The sequence below is a fragment of the Streptomyces roseolilacinus genome (genome assembly GCF_014649335.1).
GTDB classification, from domain to species: domain Bacteria; phylum Actinomycetota; class Actinomycetes; order Streptomycetales; family Streptomycetaceae; genus Streptomyces; species Streptomyces roseolilacinus.
On record NZ_BMSV01000003.1, the window covers coordinates 278711 to 296376 of the forward strand.

The 17666-nt window shown below is 76.9% G+C and carries 15 protein-coding genes and 1 pseudogene; 5 read left to right on the plus strand and 11 right to left on the minus strand.

From position 1 onward, the window contains the following. Nucleotides 1–8: 8 nt before the first annotated feature. Complete coding sequence (locus tag IE106_RS08595) at nt 9–686, minus strand: phosphoribosyltransferase (RefSeq protein WP_189532220.1); 678 nt, start codon at nt 684–686, stop codon at nt 9–11. A gap of 61 nt (nt 687–747) precedes the next feature. Then, nucleotides 748–1422 (minus strand): dienelactone hydrolase family protein, encoded by a 675-nt coding sequence (locus IE106_RS08600; protein WP_373295930.1) that lies wholly within the window; start codon nt 1420–1422, stop codon nt 748–750. A gap of 215 nt (nt 1423–1637) precedes the next feature. Between IE106_RS08600 and IE106_RS08605 the strand changes: the two genes are divergently transcribed. The 4 genes from IE106_RS08605 to IE106_RS08620 all read left to right on the plus strand — a co-directional run bounded on the left by IE106_RS08605 (nt 1638) and on the right by IE106_RS08620 (nt 6204). Further along, nucleotides 1638–2381 (plus strand): amidohydrolase family protein, encoded by a 744-nt coding sequence (locus tag IE106_RS08605; RefSeq protein WP_189531592.1) that lies wholly within the window; start codon nt 1638–1640, stop codon nt 2379–2381. Continuing rightward, nucleotides 2381–3115, plus strand: coding sequence for an amidohydrolase family protein (locus IE106_RS08610; protein ID WP_189531594.1), 735 nt, complete (start codon nt 2381–2383; stop codon nt 3113–3115). Before IE106_RS08605 ends, IE106_RS08610 begins: the two co-directional genes overlap by 1 nt. A 312-nt stretch (nt 3116–3427) precedes the next feature. Next, nucleotides 3428–5506, plus strand: coding sequence for an RICIN domain-containing protein (locus IE106_RS08615; protein ID WP_229840190.1), 2079 nt, complete (start codon nt 3428–3430; stop codon nt 5504–5506). Next, complete coding sequence (locus IE106_RS08620) at nt 5503–6204, plus strand: hypothetical protein (RefSeq protein ID WP_189531596.1); 702 nt, start codon at nt 5503–5505, stop codon at nt 6202–6204. The genes IE106_RS08615 and IE106_RS08620 overlap by 4 nt, the downstream gene beginning before the upstream one ends. Before the next feature lie 76 nt (nt 6205–6280). Here the strand turns inward: IE106_RS08620 and IE106_RS08625 are convergent, their stop codons facing one another. From IE106_RS08625 to IE106_RS08650, 6 genes are all read right to left on the minus strand, one after another. Beyond that, nucleotides 6281–7348 (minus strand): trypsin-like serine peptidase, encoded by a 1068-nt coding sequence (locus tag IE106_RS08625; protein WP_189531598.1) that lies wholly within the window; start codon nt 7346–7348, stop codon nt 6281–6283. 12 nt (nt 7349–7360) lie between these two features. Next, nucleotides 7361–8521, minus strand: a complete 1161-nt coding sequence (locus tag IE106_RS08630) for a trypsin-like peptidase domain-containing protein (RefSeq protein WP_189531600.1) — start codon at nt 8519–8521, stop codon at nt 7361–7363. Further along, nucleotides 8518–11481, minus strand: a complete 2964-nt coding sequence (locus IE106_RS08635; protein WP_189531601.1) for an AAA family ATPase — start codon at nt 11479–11481, stop codon at nt 8518–8520. The genes IE106_RS08630 and IE106_RS08635 overlap by 4 nt, the downstream gene beginning before the upstream one ends. Next, entirely contained in the window at nt 11459–12640 is a 1182-nt protein-coding gene (locus tag IE106_RS08640; RefSeq protein WP_189531603.1) for a hypothetical protein, read from the minus strand. The genes IE106_RS08635 and IE106_RS08640 overlap by 23 nt, the downstream gene beginning before the upstream one ends. 104 nt (nt 12641–12744) lie before the next feature. After that, nucleotides 12745–13743, minus strand: a complete 999-nt coding sequence (locus IE106_RS08645; RefSeq protein WP_189531605.1) for a hypothetical protein — start codon at nt 13741–13743, stop codon at nt 12745–12747. A 15-nt stretch (nt 13744–13758) separates the two neighbouring features. Then, nucleotides 13759–14628 (minus strand): DNA/RNA non-specific endonuclease, encoded by an 870-nt coding sequence (locus tag IE106_RS08650; protein WP_229840192.1) that lies wholly within the window; start codon nt 14626–14628, stop codon nt 13759–13761. Between the two features lie 235 nt (nt 14629–14863). Here IE106_RS08650 and IE106_RS08655 point away from each other — a divergent pair, with 235 nt between their 5' ends. Next, nucleotides 14864–15709 (plus strand): caspase family protein, encoded by an 846-nt coding sequence (locus IE106_RS08655; RefSeq protein ID WP_189531606.1) that lies wholly within the window; start codon nt 14864–14866, stop codon nt 15707–15709. A gap of 86 nt (nt 15710–15795) precedes the next feature. Here the strand turns inward: IE106_RS08655 and IE106_RS08660 are convergent, their stop codons facing one another. From IE106_RS08660 to IE106_RS08670, 3 genes and pseudogenes are all read right to left on the minus strand, one after another. Beyond that, nucleotides 15796–16008, minus strand: coding sequence for a hypothetical protein (locus IE106_RS08660; protein ID WP_189531608.1), 213 nt, complete (start codon nt 16006–16008; stop codon nt 15796–15798). Between the two features lie 60 nt (nt 16009–16068). After that, a complete protein-coding gene (locus tag IE106_RS08665; protein ID WP_189531610.1) occupies nt 16069–16668 on the minus strand; it encodes a CBS domain-containing protein in 600 nt (199 codons plus the stop codon). 287 nt (nt 16669–16955) lie between these two features. Next, nucleotides 16956–17579, minus strand: a pseudogene (locus IE106_RS08670) (phosphoribosyltransferase); the annotation flags it as partial. Nucleotides 17580–17666 lie beyond the last annotated feature (87 nt).

Here is a 17666-nt window from a genome sequence, read left to right on the forward strand (position 1 = left end):
GGCCGGGTTCAGCGGTGGCGGACGGGGCGGAGGCGGTCCGGGGCGGACAGGTCGGCCAGCGCCCGGAGCACCTCGTCGTCCGACACCTGGTCGAAGTCCTCGTACCAGAGGCCCACCGCGCGGAAGTCCGCCGGCTCCGAGAGGCAGACCAGGTCCTCCACCTCCGCCCGCAGCTCCGCCGTGGCCCGGCGGTCGCCCACCGGGACGGCCAGTACCAGCCGCTCGGGCTTCTCGTCCCGCAGCAGCCGGACCGCCGCGCGGGCCGTGACGCCCGTCGCCAGGCCGTCGTCGACCAGGACGGCCGCCCGCTCCCGGAGGTCCGGTCCCGGGGTGCCGCGCCGGTACAGGGCCTCCTGCCGGTGCAGTTCGGCGCGTTCCCGCGCCACGGCGGCACCCAGCTCGTCCGGGGTGATGCCGAGCATCGCCAGGGCCCGCTCGTCGAAGAGGGGCGGCGCCTCCCCGGCGATCGCCCCGATCCCGACCTCCGGCTGCCCGGGCAGCCCGATCTTCCGTACGACCAGCACGTCCAGCGGCGCGCCGAGCGCCCGCGCCACCTCCGCCCCGACCGGGACACCGCCCCGCGGCAGGGCCAGCACGACCGGGTCGGGCCACCCCCGCTCGGCCGCCCGTGCCCGCACCCGCTCGCCGAGCAGGCGCCCGGCGTCCCGCCGGTCCTCGAACCGCAGCTCCATCACGCCCTCCTCACCACGGTGCCGCCCGGGTGGCCGGGGCCGCGGCCCCGGCCGGTCACGGCTGCCCGCCGAACGGGTCGAACGCGTCGTCGCCCGGCCGCCGGAACCACTCCCGCGCCACGCGGACCACGTGGTCCAGCGCGCCCGGCTCCTCGAAGAGGTGGCCGGCGCCGGGGACGACCTCCACCCGGTACGGCACCCTCAGCCGCTCGGCCGCCTCGCGGTTCAGCCGCAGTACCTCCGGGTCCTCCCCGCCGACGACCAGCAGGACCGGCGCCGCCACCCGCGCCAGCGCGTCCCCGGCCAGGTCCGGGCGCCCGCCGCGCGACACCACGGACCGCACGCGCACGGGACGCTCCGCCGCCGCGCGCAGGGCCGCCGCCGCGCCGGTGCTCGCCCCGAACAGTCCCACTCCCAGCGACCGCGTCGCGGGCTCGTCGGCGAGCCAGTCGACCGCGGCCACGACCCGCGACGACAGCAGGTCGACGTCGAACCGGTACTCGGCGGTCAGCAGGTCGTGGCGCTCCTCCCGCTCCGTGAGCAGGTCCATCAGCAGCGTGCCCATGCCCGCCTTCTGCAGCGCCCCGGCCACGGCCCGGTTGCGCGGGCTGTGCCGGGAGCTCCCGCTGCCGTGCGCGAACACCACCATCACCGGCAGCGACGTGGGCAGCGCCAGGTCGCCGCGGAGCGCGGAACCGTCCGCCGCGGGCAGGACGACCTCCTCCAGGATCACGACGGCCTCCCTCCTCCCTGCCGGGACGCGTGCTCCCCGTCGCGGGACGAGTGCTCCCCGCCCGCCGCGCCAAACGTGGGGGCCCGCCCCGGGGGGACGGCCGGGGCACGGCACGCGCGGGGGCGGCCCGGCGGGGCCCCGCCTCATTGACGGGGCCTGTCCGGCGTTCTAGTTTCGGGCCTGGTCACAAGTGGTCGACGGGAGGGGGCGGTGTGAGCGGGTACGCGTGGCTGCGGCCCACGGCGGAGGAGTACGTCGGCTGGGACGTCGACGTGCTGTACGGCCCCTGGCCCCGGCACCACCGCGACACCGACCTGGCCGAGGTGCGGGCCCGGCTCGCCGGCTCGCCCGTCGCCGGGGCGCTGGCGCTCTCCACGCGCGGTCCCCTCTTCGACGACGCGGGCGGCAACGCCGAGACGCTCCGCGACCTCGCGGGCTGCCCCGAGCTCCGGCCCGTCGGCACCGTCGACGTGCGCGACGCCCTCACCGCCGAGGCGCGCCTGGACGACCTCGCCGCCGCCGGCGTCCGGTTCCTGCGCCTGTTCACCGTCGACCAGGGCGCCGAACCCGACTTCCCCGGCTACCGCAGGGTCGTCCGGCTGGCCGTCGAACGCGGCATGGTCCTCCTCCACGACGGCGACCCGCGCCGCTTCGGCCCGCCGCTCACCGGCCGGGGCGCCGACGTCGTGTTCCTCGACCTCCACGCGTACGTCCTCGCCGACTTCCTCCTCCTCGCCCGCGACGAGCCCGGCTTCCGGGCCACCACCCGGATGCTCTCCGGGCCCGACTCCATCGAGCGGGTCGTCGGGTCCGTGGGCGCCCGCCACCTCGTCTTCGGCTCGCGCACGCCCTTCATGGACATCTCGCCCCAGACGCTGAAGCTGCGGTACGCCGACATCTCCGCCGACGACCGCGCCGCGATCGCCACGAGGAACGTCGAGGAGCTGCTCGCCTGATGCCGATCATCGATGTGCACGCCCACGTGGGCCACTGGCCGTTCCACCTGACGTCCGGCGACGCCGACGCCAACCTCCGCCAGATGGACCGGTACGGCATCGACCTGCAGCTCGTCTCCGCGTCCGAGGCCGTCGTGTACGACGCGGTCGCGGGCAACGCCGCCCTGTACAAGGCGCTGGCGACCCGGCCCCGCCTGCTCGGCTACGCCGTCGTCAACCCGAACCGCATCGAGGAGAGCGCCACCGACCTGCGGCGCTGCCTCGACACCGGGCGGTTCGTCGGCGCGAAGATCCACACCACCTACCCGGGCCGGCTGCCCGGCTCGCCCGAGATGGCCGCCGCCTTCGACGTGGTCGCCGAGGCGGGCGTACCGCTCCTCCTGCACACCTGGGGCACCGAGGTCACCCTCCTGCCGGAACTCGTCGAGGCCCGCCCCGGCCTGCGCGTCATCCTGGGCCACGCGGGCGGCGACGCCTGGCGCGAGGCGGCGCACGCCGCGGCCGCGTGCGACCGGCTGTACCTGGAGCACTGCCGTACCGCCACCGACGCGGGCCGCATCGCGTACGCCCGCGAGGCCGGGGTGCCCGTCGAACGCCTCCTGTTCGGGACGGACGCCACCCTCATCGACCCGTGCGTCTCGCTCGGGGTGATCCGCGACGCGCACTTCACCGAGGACGAACTGGAGCGGGTGCTGTGGCGCAACGCCGCCCGCCTCTTCGGTCTGGGCGTCTGAATTCTCCACGCGCCGTAGTCACGGCATTTCGACGGAGTGACACGTTCCGTTGACACGGTTTCAAATAGCGGCAGCGGATATCTCGATTCGGTGACGACATCCTTAAAAAGGACTGGACCACTTCCGTGCGACGCGCGTAACTCCCTTTCCCTGAAAGCGAATTGAGTGTTCGTCAAATAAGGCGTCACGGTCACGGAACGGACTCGTTCCGCTGGTCGCGTTTGCCGGAATTCTCCTCTGGCAGGCTTCCGCGCACCGTCCTCTGACCAAGGACCAAGGAAAGGTGCAACGAACGTGTCCGGACGTCGAAGAATGAAGAAGACGCCCCACCGGAAGCCACGCCGCCGCATACTCGCGGCCGCCGCCGTCGCCGTGATGGCGACCGTCGGAGCGGTGGCCTACCAGGGGGTGTACGGGGCCGAGGGGCCCGCCGCGGGTGGGAACGGCCCGCGGTCGCTCGCCCTGCCCGCGGCGGCAGCGGCGTCGCCGAGCGCGGCGCCCGAACCGGCGGCCGAGCCCGCCCGTGACGAGAAGACGGAGCCGATCACCGAGGTTCCCCGCAGCGACCCCGGCAAGGGCCTCGTCTACGAGGGACTCGCGCCGGCCCCCGAGAACGACGCCTGCGAGGGCGTCTTCCGCACCAGGAGCGGCCACTGCACCCACGGCCCCGACGCCCCGCCGCCCGGTGTCGACATCAAGAAGGACACCCCGCCGGCCGTGAGGGCCGCCGTCCCCGCCGAGGACCCCGCCACCGCGCCCGGCCGGGCCGCGGACGGCACCCGGCCCCCGCAGGCGCCCGCCTCCGCGCCCGCCCCCGACGCCGCGGCCGCGGCGAAGGACGGCCGGGCCGCCGCGGAGCCGCCCGCCGCCTCCGCGCCCGCCGCCACCCGCACGGCCGCGAACGGCCCCGCCGGGCAGACCGTGCAGTGCGACGGCGACGGCACCACCGGCAACCGCGTGCAGGTCGTGTACGTCCACGCCCCCGGCCAGGACCGGTACGCCCAGTACCTGCCGTCCTTCCGCAAGTGGGCGGCCGACGCCGACCTCATCTACTCCGAGAGCGCCAGGGACACCGGCGGCGTCCGCCACATCCGCTACGTGACGGCCGCCGACTGCACGCCCACCGTGCTGAACATCGAGGTCCCGGCCTCCGCCCTGGCCGAGTTCAGCGCCACCAACCGCGCGCTCGCCGCGAAGGGACTCGACCGCCGTGACCGCAAGTACATGATCTTCGCGGACGCGCAGGTCTACTGCGGCATCGGCACCTTCGCCGGCGACGAGCGGCCCGGCCAGAACAACCTCAGCAACTTCGGCCCCTCCTACGGCCGTACCGACTCCGGCTGCTGGGGCGGCCACACCGCCGCCCACGAACTGGGCCACAACCTCGGCGCGGTGAACAACAGCGCCCCCAACACCAGCCGCGGCGCCCACTGCACCGACGAGTGGGACGTCATGTGCTACTCGGACAGCCCGTACTACCCGAAGATGCGCACCGTGTGCGGTGACCGGGAGTACGAGAACCGGCTCGACTGCAACCACGACGACTACTTCCACACCAGCCCCAGGCCCGGCAGCTACCTCGCCACGCACTGGAACGTCGCCGACAACCAGTTCCTCATGGGTCACAAGGGCAACGGCCCCGGGCCCGGACCCACCCCCACGCCGACGCCCACCCCCACGGGCGGCACCGGCCCCGCCGCCGGCCCCGACGTCACCGTCGGCCGGATCGCCCAGGACTCCGCCGTCGCCAGTTGGCGCGCCGTCCCCGGTGCCGCCTGGTACCAGGTCCACCTCGACGGCCGTCCCGCCGGCTGGGTCGACGCGCCCAGCGCCCGCCTCCACAACCTGGCCCCCGGCACCGCCCACACGGTCGCCGTCTCCGTCCGCGACGCCTCCGGCCGCGACGGCCGGCCGGGCCGGGCCACCTCGTTCCGCACGACGGGCGGCGGTGGCGCCACGACCCCGGCGCCCGGCACCCGGTACGTGCTCGCCAACGGCGCCACCGGCAACGCCGCCGAGGTCTGGGGCGGCCGCACCGCCGACGGCACCGTCCTCGTCGGCTCGCAGCGCAACGGCTACGCCCAGCAGCAGTGGTACTTCGACGACGCGGGCGGCGGCCACACCCGGATCCGCTCCGCCGTCTCCGGCAAGTGCCTCCAGCCCGGCGGCACCCCGTCGGCCGGCATGTGGGTGGCGCAGCAGCCGTGCGGCGGCGCCGCGCACCAGCGGTGGCGGGTCACCCCCGCCGCCGGCGGCGGTGTGACGGTGACCGCGGGCGACAGCCGGTACGTGCTGGGCGTCAGCGACCGCCCGTACTACGGCTCCTGGCTGATCGAGCTGCAGCACCCGGCGGGCGGCGCCGCGCAGGTGTGGACGGTGCAGAAGCCGTGACCCGCCCCGTCCGATCCCTCCGCGCCGCCGCGGCGGCCGCCCTCGCCGGACCCGCCCTGTGGCTGGCCGCGCCGGGCGGCGCCCACGCCCACGGCGGCGGCCTGGAGGTCGACGTCACCGGCCAGTCGTTCGGGCACCTCGCGGCGACCGTCACCTGGGCGGGCGACGGCGACCCCGTCGACGAGCGGGTCGCCGCGACGGTGAACGCCGTCAGCGCCGACGGGCGGACGGCCCTCGGCCCGTGGCGGCTGGTCCGCGCGGCGGGCACGGCGACCGGCTACACGACGGCCGAGGCGCTGCCGCCGGGCCGCTGGGAGGTCACCGTCGAGGTGGGCCACCCGGGCCTGGGCCGCGCGCGGGAGCGGGTGACGGTCCCACCCGGCACCCCGGCGTCCCGCCCGCCCTCGGCCCCGGGACCGTCCGCCGGCCCCGCCACCGCGCCGGGCCCCGCCCCCGGCACCCGCCCCGGCCCGGGTACGGCGCCCGGCACGGCGTCCGGCTCGGCTGTCGCGCCCGCTTCCGGTACGGCGGCAGGCTCCGGTACGGCGTCCGGCTCCGGTACGGCGGGCCCCGGCGGGGGCTCGGCCACCGGCCTCGCGGCAGCCGTCGCGGCCGCCGTCGCCGCGGCCTGCGGGGCCAGGTTCGTCCTGGTCCGGCGACGGGCCGGGGCCGCACCGGGCGGTACGCCCACCCGGTGACCCCCGGGGGTCACCGCCCACCCCCCACCAGCGCCCCGGAGCCCCGCGCTCCGGGGCGCGCCCCCGCCGCCCCGCCTCAGACGAAGTTCAGCTCCGCGCTCCGCACCAGCGGGTCGTCCAGCATCGACCACAGGGGCACCGCGTAGTTGCCGAAGCCGTACCGCCCGCCGAAGTGGAGGCCCAGGACGCGGTGGTCGGCCAGGTCCAGGACGGGGGAGCCGCTGTTGCCGCCCAGCGTCGAGCAGTCGTGCGTCAGCACGTTGCGCTCCGCCAGCAGCTGGTTGGCCGTACCCGGCTGGAGCCGCTTCACGTTGTAGATGTCCATGAAGATCCGGCGCATCGCCTCGGGCTCGTTGCGCCGCCCGTCCCACGCCGGGTGCCCCACCACGTACACCGGGTGGCCCGGCACGTCGGCGGGGGCGTCCGCCGCCACGGCCAGCGGGGTCGGCAGGGCCTGCCCGCCCGGCGCGGGGGCCACCCGCAGCAGCGCCATGTCGACGTCCCGGTGGATGCCGATGACCTCCGTCACCGCGTACGCCGACCCGCCCGCGCCCGGCAGCGCGCCGTACTCGCGGGTCAGGTCCAGGGCCGCGCCGAGCCCCGGCTGGAACGCCCACCGCGCCGAGCCGCCGTCCCGCGCGAACTCCAGCGCGACATGGCGGTTCGTCATCACCACGTCCGCGCCGACCAGGAACGCCGTGCCCACCCAGTCGAGGCTGACGTGCCCGGACACGTCGACCCGGCCCACCCGGGCCAGGGTCTGCCGGATCGCGGCCCGCTGGGCGTTCAGCACCGCCCAGTCGCCCTCCTGCGGAGGGAAGTCGGCGTCCTGCACGAGGATCGCGGGCCGCCCCTCCAGCAGGACGATCGCCTCCATCCCGAACGACTCGTCGTCGCCGATCTCGTCGTCGCGGCCCGCCGCCAGCTTCTCCAGCCCGCGCGCCCCCGCCTCCACCACCCGGGCCCGCTCCCGCTCCGCGAACCGGGCGATCTCCTCGCCCGGCGCCTGGTCGGCGGGCGGTTCGTACGCCGACTCCGGGACCTCCCGGGTCAGCCCTTCCCGTACCCGGTCGGCGACGGCCCGCAGATCGGTGAAGATCTCCTCAGGGCCGGCCGCGACCGGCGACCTGCTCCGGCTGGCCATGTGCTCCTCCTCTCAGACGGGCGCCCCGGCCGCACCGCGCTGGGCCGCCTCGATCTCGGCGTGGACCCGCGGGGCGTGCTCCGCGAGGTGGGCCATGACGGCGGTGAACTGCGTACCGACGTTCACGAACGCCGTGTCACGGCCCTGGAACGACACGTCCTCGACGCGCCGCGTGCCCCGGTGCAGCGCCACCACGCGCCAGTCGTCCGTCAGGACCGGCGACCCCGACGAGCCGCTGCGCGTGTCCGTGAAGTAGTGCAGGTCGCGGTCGTCCGCCCGGAACACCAGGTTGTTGCGGAGCGCGACCCGCTTCGGGGCGCCGCCCGGGTGCTGGATGATGTTGACGGCCACCACGTCCCCCGCCGCGACCCGCAGCGTCCGCCCGGCCAGGCGCAGCACCGGCCGCGTGGACGGCTCCGCCAGGCGCAGCACCGCGTAGTCCAGCTCCGCGTCGTGGGCGGCCAGTTCCCGGACGGCGGCCTCCTCCGTCTCGGTGTCGTCGCTCTCGTAGTCGAACCGGGCCCGCGCGCCGCGCGCCTGGAGCAGCAGGTCCTCCGGGCCCGCCAGGGCGCGCCTGCCGCCCGAGGCGGTACGGGCGTTGACGACGTGGTGGTTGGTGACGAGCAGGTCCGGGGTGACCAGCCAGGCGGTGCCCGAGTGCGGGAAGCCGTTCGGCTGGAGCGGCTCCCCGCCCTCGTACGGCGGCACCTTGACCCGCGCGACCGCCGCGCCCGCCGCGTCGCCGCCGCGCAGGAACCCGAACGGCACCGTGTCGTCCCGGTGGACGATCTCCTCCTTGAGCTCCGGCACCGGCCGGTCCGCGAGCACGTCCGGCTCGCCGCTCGCGTCCCGCGCCACGTCGTCCAGGGCCCGCTGGAGCACGGCCGCCGGCGCCGCCGCGGTGGTCTGCGCGACCGCGTTGCGCAGCCACGTCTCCAGCGGCACCGACCCGTCGACGAGCCGCTCGACGCGGTTCATCTCCACCAGGTCCGACTGCACCTGGAGGCCCGGCGCCGGCAGCAGCGGCAGCGTCGCCCGGTACCGGGGCATGACCCCGTCGAACAGCAGCGGCCGCATCGCCGGGTCGGTGAGGCCCGCGTCGAGGGCCGCGTCCCGCACGGCGAGGATGTCCTCCCGCGACAGGTAGCCCGTCGCGCCCGTCCCGCCGGTCATGGCAGACCACCGCCTCCTCCACCGCGCAGGGCGGCGGCCACGCTCGCTGCGATCCGCCCGCTCCGGTCACGCAGCACCAGCAGCCGCCGCGCCAGCTCGTCGAGCGTCCCCCGGTCCCGTACGAGCCGCAGGATGTCCGTGACGTCCGACGGCGGCGGCGACGGCACGGGCGGCGCCCCGGCGCCCGGCGGCCCGGCCTGCCGGGCGGGGGCCTCCCGCGCGCCGGCCGCCGAGCGCAGGATGTCCATCAGCGGCCGCAGCAGCAGCGGGTCGGCCCGCACCGCCTGCCGCAGCCCCGTGCCCAGGATCTCCAGCACCTCGTCGCCCTCCGGCAGCCCGACCAGCTCCAGCGCGTGGTCCAGCGCCTGCGCGTCCAGCGTGTACACCTGGGACGCCGCGGCCCGCACCAGCGACGGCTGGTCGGCCAGCACCTCGTCCGGGACCTGCCGCAGCCGCCGCGCGAGCCGCGTGTCCGCGTCCCGGTCGGGCGCGTCCGAGCCCGCCGCGAGCCGCGTCCTGGCCAGCAGCGTGCCCATCGCCTCCAGGTGCTGGCCCAGGCAGATCGCCACGTCCTCCGCGAGCCGCAGGTCCCGGTCGGCGCTGTCGGTGTCGCCGTCCCCCTCCGCGAGCCGCGCCGACAGCAGCAGCAGCTCCAGCTGCCGCTCCCCGCAGCCCGCCTCCCGCGCGGTGTCGATCGCGTCGGACACCGCCCGCCGCGCCTGCGCCCGCCGCCCCGCCCGGTCCAGGGCCTCCGCCAGCAGCACGTGCAGGGAGCTGCACGGCGTCCACGGGCGCCGCTGGGCCAGCCGGGCCAGCGCCTCCTCGGTGAACCCCTGCGCCAGCAGGTCCTCCACCTCGCGGGCGGCGATCCGCTCCCAGTCCTCCTGGTCGGCCTCCGCCATCACCAGGTCCGACGCCCCGCCGCGCCGCCGGTGCGCGCCGAGCAGCGCCGCCGCCCGGGGGCTCATCTCGTTCTGCGCCCCCTCCAGCAGCCGCTCCACGCCGGGGAGCCACCGCTCCTCCACGGTGCGCGGGTCCTCGCCCAGCCGCAGCCGGTGGTAGATCTCCTCGGCGCGCGCCTCCAGGCCCTCCCGCGCCGCGTAGTACGCCACGGCCCGCCGCTCCACCTCCCGCGTCGGCGACTCCGGGTCCTCCGAGACCAGCCGCAGCATGATCGCCCGCACGTCGGCCCGCACCCGGACCGCCTGCGGGCCCCACGACTCGACCAGGTCCAGCCGGGACAGCGTGCCGAACAGCCGCCGCGCGTCCTCCGGCCCGGTCACGGCCACCCCGCACGGCTCGGCCAGCACCTCCCGGATGACGTCCGGCGTGATCAGCCGCAGCACCAGCCCGGCGCGGGCCAGGCGCCGCACGTCCGGGTCGGGGATGTGCTGGAGGATCCGCTGGTAGAGGACGCCCTGCACGAGCATCTGGTCGACGCGGCGGAAGAAGTCCCGGCGCCGCGCCGGCAGGCTGCCGATCAGCTCCCTCACGCCCGCCGCGCCCGACCCGGCCAGCGCCGCCGCCCGCGCCGCGAGCCGCAGGCTGAGGGGGTGCCCGCCAACCCGCTCGGCCAGCACCCGCGCCAGCTCCGGGTCCCGCACCCCGCACGCGCCGAGCAGCTCCACCGACGCCTCCGGGCCCAGGTCGTGCAACTCGACCTCCACCGCCCGCGCCCCGGCCGCCGGGTGCCCGACCGGCGACCGCCCCGACACGACGGCCCGCACCCGCGGGTACGCCTCCGTCAGCGCCAGGAACACCGCCCACATCCGCCCCAGCGCCGGAGATCCCCGGTACTGGGCCTCCTCGAACGAGTCGACGACCATCACGAACGGCACGTCGCCGGTCACCGCCCGCCGCAGCACCTCGCCGAGCCGCCGGGACAGCGCGCTCTCCCGCTCGCTCGCCCCGGCCAGGAACTGCTGCGACGTCTTCCGGCCGACCCCCGCCCGCGTGGTCGCCAGCCGGTTGAGCTCGGCGACCCGCTCCTCCTCCGCCCGCTGCGCGCGCGCCTCCTCCTGGCAGTCGGCGGCCAGCGCGTCCAGCTCGGCGCGGAACGCCGGGTACTGGATGCCCAGTTGCCGGGCCATCTCCGCGATCAGCGTCACCGGCTCGTACACCGACAGCGTGGCCCGCTCGAAGTCGATGTACGCGAAGGGGAACGGGAACCTCCGCACGCCGCCGCCCACGCCCCCGGTCTCCGCTCCCCTGCGCAGGCTGTCCAGCAGGAAGTTGGCGAGGAGCGTGCTCTTGCCCATGCCGCCCGGCCCGTGCACCACCAGCGGCGCCGGCACGGCCGGGCCCGCGCCGGGCGGGGGCCCCGGCGCGTGGACGTGGTCGCGCAGCTTCGCCAGCTCGGCCTCCCGGCCCACGAACGGCACCCGCACCAGGCGCTCCAGCGGCTGCAGCAGCCGGGTCAGTTCCAGCTCGGCCCGGACGACGCGGGCGTCCGGCAGCCCCGTCACCCCCGGCACCAGCGACAGCCACAGCACCGCCTGGAGCACGTCGGACAGCTCGTCCGGCCCCGCGCCCACGGTCCCGGGGGTCTGCCCGCGCAGCAGGGCGAGGCACGCCCGTTCGGGCCCCGGCTCCTCGGACACCGCGCCCAGGTTGGCCTCCAGCGCGCGCAGCGCCTCCTCGGGGCCGGACAGGGCGCGCAGCGCCGCCTCCCGCACCTCGGGCTTCAGCGTCCACTCCGTGCGGTCGGCCATGCCGGTCGCCGAGCAGTCCGCCGCCAGCTCCATCACGGCCCGCCCCGTCGGCGCGGACTCCTCCGGCAGCCGCAGCTTCCGCGGGTCGAACGAGGTGAGCAGGCAGGCCGCCCGGCGGTAGCCGTGCCGGGCGTCCGGCACGGCGGCGGGCGGTCCGGCGGCGGGCCGCAGCTCCTGCCGCAGCCGGGCCCGGAACCGTTCGCACAGCGCGGCGGCGCCGGAGGCGTCAGCCGAGGGCACGGTAGACACGGATCGCTCCCTCCACCGCGGTGCCCAGCCGCCGCATGTAGCTCTCCCCGCCGGGACCGCCGGGACCGCCCGGCGTGCCGCCCGGCGGGTTCCCGGCCGCACCGCCGTCCGCCTCGCCGGCCGCCGCGAGGACCTCCTCCACGGCCACGTCGACCAGCCCGGCGAGCGCCGCCTCCCGCTCCTCCGCCACCAGTGCGGCCAGCGAGGGGGGCGGCTGCTCGCGGACGTACCGGTCGAAGAAGGCCCGCACGTCGTCCGGTCCGGCGGTCCGCGCCCGGTCCCGGCACATGCTGTGCCGCAGCTCGTACGGCAGCTGACGCATCGACTCCCCGTACCCGAGGAGCACCAGGCGCGGCGCCTGGGCGCGGCGCACGGGCTCGTACTCGTAGATGGTGAGGGCGAGCTGGCCGATCAGGTCCCACACGTCGGAGCCCGGGTCGAGCCGGTCGCAGTCGTCCAGCACGAACCAGAACAGGTCGTCCGCGCCGGTCGCCTGGAGGACCAGCCAGTGCACCGCCTCGTCGAGCGCCGGCAGCGGGTCGTCGAGGTCCGCGGCGGCCTGCTGCGCGGCCCCCGTGCGCGGGTCGGAGACGAAGGCGGTGAGGCGCCGCACGACCTTGGTGGCCGTCACCGTCGGCCCCAGCAGCACCCGCGCCGGACGGAACCCCTGGTGCTGGGCGATGTGCCGGATGAACGTGTACGTGTACGAGCGGCCGCTGCACGGTTCGCCGTCGACCAGCAGCACCGACTTGTGGTCGTCCGCCACGAACGCGCGCAGCGTCTCGCGCAGGTCGTCCCGGTCGAGGAACACCTCCGCGCCGCCGCGCAGCAGGTGCGTGCGGAACACGTCCTGCGAGGTGTGCGCCTCGGCGTCCCGCTCCAGCTGGGCCAGGTACTCCTCGGCGTCCCGGACGCAGGGCAGGTTCCGCAGCCGGTCGTTGAGGACCAGCGCCCGCAGGAGCCGCACCTGCCCGTCGATGGTCCGGCGCGACGCCTGGACGAGCACGCGCGCGTTCTGGGAGCTGACGGCGGTCAGCGGCAGGCCGCCGATGAACTCGGGGGCGAAGTCGGCGTGCCGCAGCTGGGTGTACGGGTCGGTGGAGTCCAGCAGGTACTCCCGCACCCACTCGGTGACCTTGTCCCACTCAGGGGTCTCCAACGGCATTGAGCACCTGCCCGGTCGTCGCCGTCGTACCGGTCGCCCTCCCGGTCGTCCCGAGCCCCCTTCGGCCCTCTTCCGTCATGGTCACACCAGGGGTGCGGTCATGCAATACGGCTGAGCACCCGCCGCACCGGCTCCCGCACCAGCGGGTTCGACAGGTACTCGCCGATGCCGTGGTGGTTGGCGCTCGCGTTCGTGACGAGCAGGTCCGTGAGCTGGCCCGGAGGGGTGTAGTCGGGGCGCAGGGCGTGGTCGAGCGCCACGACGTCGCGTGCGTCGGAGGCGTTCAGCCACAGCGCCGTGCCGGGCGGCATCGCGGGCGGCGCGGCGAGGTGGTCCTGCACCTCGGTGATCCCCAGCGGCGAGCCGAGCGTGACGAACAGGTCGACCCGCCGGCCGCCCGCCGCCAGCACGTCGTACGCGACGACGCTGCCGAGGCTGTGGCCGACGACGACGAGCGGGCCGCCGTCCGCCCGCCCGGCCGCCCCGGCGGCGTCCAGCGCGTCCGCCACGACCTGCCGCGCCGCCGGCCCGGCGCCGCCGAAGAAGTACGCGTGGACGTCCTCGAAGGCACGCTTCACCAGCAGCCGGAACAGCGCCGTACGGGCGGGCCGGGGGAGCGGCAGGGCCTTCGGCAGCGGCTCCTCGCCGGGCCCCGGGCGGGGCTCCTCGGCCAGCGCGAGCGCCTCGGCGAAGTACGTCATGTCGCGCAGCCACCCGTCGAGCGGCCCGCCCCCGCCCCCGCCCTCCGCCCCGCCCCGGTCCCCGCCCGCCGCGCCGGGGCGGGCCCGCGCGGCCCCGGCGGCCGTCCGCGCCGCGAACCGCGCCGGGTCCTCCGGCAGCGGCGGCTCGGGGGCCCGTGCCGCCGCCTCCGGGCGTCCCCCCGCGGCCTCGGCCTCCGCGGCCGCGCCGGGCCACCCCTCCAGCGGGTCCGGCACGTGCTCGGGCAGCGGCTCCGGGTGGAGGAGCGGCGCCCAGTACGCCAGGTGCGACCGGTCGTCCGCCTCGTGCCCGAACAGCGCCCGGTCCCACTGCGCCTTGAGCAGCCCGGCGCGCGGTTTGGGGCCGCTGCCGTGGACGTACACGATCCTGGGTCGCATCGGCCCTCCCGTGCCTCAGATGTCCATGACGGTCTCGTCAGGCGCTTCCAGGCGCCGCCACCGGGCCTCCGGGGCGCGCGCCGGCGGCATCAGGTCGGCGGTCGGCAGCGGCCCCAGGTCCAGGCCGGTCAGCAGTGCCACGTCCTCCACCGGCACCTGGTACGTGCGGAACGCGCCCAGCGGCGGCGGGGCGCCCGGCACGGCCCCGGCGAGCGCCCGGTCGGCGTCGCGCGTCAGGTCGGGGCTCTGGTCGAGGACGTACGCCGTCGCCGCGAGCGCCCCGTCGTGGACGAACGCGGCGACCTTCCAGAACCGCAGCGGCACCTGCACGCCCCGGTACGGCGGGTCGGCGTCGTGCAGGACGGGGCCGGTGAGCACGGTCAGCCGGCGGTCGTGGCGGGCGGCGTGGTCCAGCAGGTAGTTCTCCAGGCCCTGCCAGACCTGCTTGCCCTGGTTGAACACGTCGGCCTGCGGGGCGGCGTTCGTGTAGTGGAACGTGTCGCCGTCCGCGCGCACCGCCACCGCCGCCGTGCCCCACACCGGGTCGAGGCGGCGCACCAGGTGGCCCCGGTCCAGGGAGTTGTCCCGGTACACCTCCGGCCCGGCCTGCCAGCTCTCCGCCACCCGCGGGTCGTAGCGCCAGGCGTCGGTGCGCGGCACGTCCTCGACCAGCCGCTCGCCGTCGATGCACACGGCGGTGGCGGCCGCGAGCCGCCGGTCGGGGCGCAGCACCACGCTGAAGTGCGTGTACGGCAGGACGACCGTCTCCACGCGGGGCTCGGTGAGGCGCGGCAGCGGGACGGCGGGGCCGAGGAAGCCCTCGTCGTAGCCGTCGCGGTCGGCCAGGGAACCGCCCGGGCCCTCCGAATCATCGGAAGAAATCATGGTCTGACTGGTACCGCGCGGTGGTGGGCCCCCAACGGCGCGGCGGCCCACGCCACCCCATCAGCGCAGGGGCGGGCGGTGGCGCGCGGGCCCGGCGGACGGTGGCGCGCGGACGCGGCGGACGGACCCGTTCAGGCGGATTTCCCCGCCCGGCCGCCCCCCGGCGGTTCGCCCGGGACCCGCGCACGGAAGGGATGGGACCGACCGACCCCGTACGCCCGCATCAGGAGATCCCATGGGTGCCACCGGCCTTTCCCTGCACATCGGACTCAACACGGTCGACCCCGACCGCTACGACGGCTGGGACGGCCGCCTCCTGGCCTGCGAGAACGACGCCCGGGACATGGCCGCCCTCGCCCGCGACGCCGGCTACTCCGACACCCTCCTGCTCACCGACGAGTGCACCGTCGAGGGCGTCACCGCGGCCCTGCGCGCCGCGGCGGCCCGCCTGCGCGAGGGGGACGCCTTCCTCCTCACCTACTCCGGACACGGCGGCCAGGTCCCGGACGAGACCGCCGGCGAGGACGAGCCGGACGCCCTCGACGAGACCCTCGTGCTGTACGACCGGCAGTACCTCGACGACGAGCTGAACCGCGAACTCGCCCGCTTCGCCGACGGCGTGCGCATCCTGGTCCTGCTCGACTGCTGCCACAGCGGCAGCGGCATCGAGGTCCGCGACCTGCTCACGCCGGAGGCGCTGCGCGAGCAGTTCGGCACGACGGACCCGGCCGGGGTGGAGGAGGCGTCCCGCCTCATGCCCGTCGCCCGGCAGGGCGCCCTGTACCAGCGCGACAGGGACTTCTTCCGCGAGCTCCAGCGGGAGTTGCGCGCGGACGGGCGCCCCGCGGACGCGCTGCTGATCTCCGCCTGCCAGGACAACCAGCTCGCCGCGGACGGGCAGGTGAACGGCAAGTTCACCGGGACGCTGCTGGGGGTCTGGGACAGGGGCGGCTACCGCGGCGGCCACCAGGCCTTCCACCGCGCGATCCTCCGCCGCATGCCGGCCAGCCAGAGCCCCAACCTGTACGTGTCGGGGCGGCCCGCCGCGTCCTTCCTCGCCCAGCGCCCGTTCACCGTCTGACCCGCACCGGGCGCGGCGTGCTCACCCGGGCCGGGCCCACCCGGGTCGTATGCGGCGGGCCCGTCCGGGCAGGCCGGGCGCCCGGGTCACCCGAACAGGCCGGGCACCCGGATCGTCCGTACGGGCCGGTCCCGCCACGCCGACCCCCGGCCGGGCCGCGCGGGCCCGTGGGCCGGCAGCCGCGCTCCGGGAGCGCCCCGCTCGTCGCCGTCCCGGCCCCGTCCGGCCGACCCGGGCGCACCGGCGTCCCCGCCGCGCCCGCGGTCCCGGTCGCGGCCCTGCTCGGACTTCCTGGCCACCGCGCCACCTCCTCCACACGTCACGTCACGGCACCCCGCGCCACGGCACGGCGTCCCGCGTCACGGCACCGGCGACATCCGGTCGTCGTCCCGCCGGGGCGGCAGGCCGGGCGTCACCGGGTACGGGTACGGAGGCCGCTCGCCCAGGCCGGGCAGCACCTCGGCCCCGCGGCCGGCCAGCGCCGCCACCACGTCGGCGGCCGTGAACAGCCCGGCCAGCGTCCCGCCGTCCCCGACGACCGGCAGCGCGTCGCAGCCGTTCGCGTCCATCACGGCCACCGCCCGGCCCACCGCGTCCCCGTGGTGCACCACCACGCACCTGCGGCAGCGCAGCAGGTCGCGCGCGTAGCGCCGGGACAGCGACACGGCGGGCGCCGCGCAGACGACCGCCACCTCGGCCCGGTCCAGCAGGCCGGCGCAGCGCCCGTCCGGCAGGACCACGGGCAGGTGCCGCGCGCCCGACCGCTCCAGCAGCTCCCAGGCGGCGAGCACCGTCTCACCGGCCGCGACCGTCACCAGCGACGTCCGCATCACGTCCCGGACGGCCCGTTCCAGCACCGGCACGTCGCGCGGGGCGGGGACGGGGGCGTCCGCCGGGGCCCGCACCTCCTCGTGGGCAGGGGCCTGCGGTGCGCCCTGCACCGGCGTGTGCTGCCTCATGACGGCCTCCCGGACGGTCGGCGCCGGAGCGTCGGCTCCACGGTGCTCTCCTTCCACTGTGGGCCCTGCGGCGGCCCGCGCAAAGGGGTGCGGCCCCTTCGTACGGCCCGGTGGTCACGCCGCGCCGGCGGCGGGGGAGGGCGGTGGCGGGACGTCGAGGACCCGTTCGCGGTCCCGGGACCCGGGCTGGGTGCGGAGGGCGGAAGGCAGGGTGCCCAGGCCGTGCCGGTTCAGCCGGTGCGCCGCGGCGCGGGCGGGGCGTCGGGCCGCGGCGCGGGCGGGGGGTGCCGGGCGAGCAGCTCCGCGACCTCCTCGTCCCCCGTCTGCGTGAAGTCGTCGTACCACTGCCCCACCGACCCGAACCACTCCGGCGACGACAGGCACACCACGTCGTCCGCCTCCCGGCGCAGCAGCGCCAGTGCCTGCGGCGGGGCCACCGGGACGGCCACCACGACCCGCGCCGCGCCGTGCGCCCGCGCGACCCGGCAGGCCGCCAGGGCCGTCGAGCCCGTCGCGATCCCGTCGTCGACCAGCACCGCGGTCCGCCCCCGCAGCGGCACCCCGGCCCGGTCGCGCCGGTACCGCCGCAGGCGCTCGTCCAGTACGGCCCGCTCGGCCCGCTCCACGCGCGCCCGGTCCCGCTCGTCGACCCGGGCGGCGCGGACGACCGCGTCGTTCACGATCCGCACGCCGTCCTCACCGATCGCGCCGAAGCCCAGCTCGGGTTGGGACGGCACGCCCAGCTTGCGGACGACCAGCACGTCCAGGGGGGCTCCCAGCGCCGTGGCCACCTCGTGGGCCACGGGGACCCCGCCGCGCGGCAGCCCGAGCACGACGGGGCGGTCCGGGCGCAGCCTCTCCACGGCCTCGGCCAGCTGCCGTCCGGCGGTCGCACGATCCGTGAACCGCATGCCCCCATCGTAGGAGCGCGCGCCGAGGGCCGCCCGTCCACCGGGAAGCGGCCCGGGACGGGGCGCCGCCCTTCCGCCGCGCGCGGG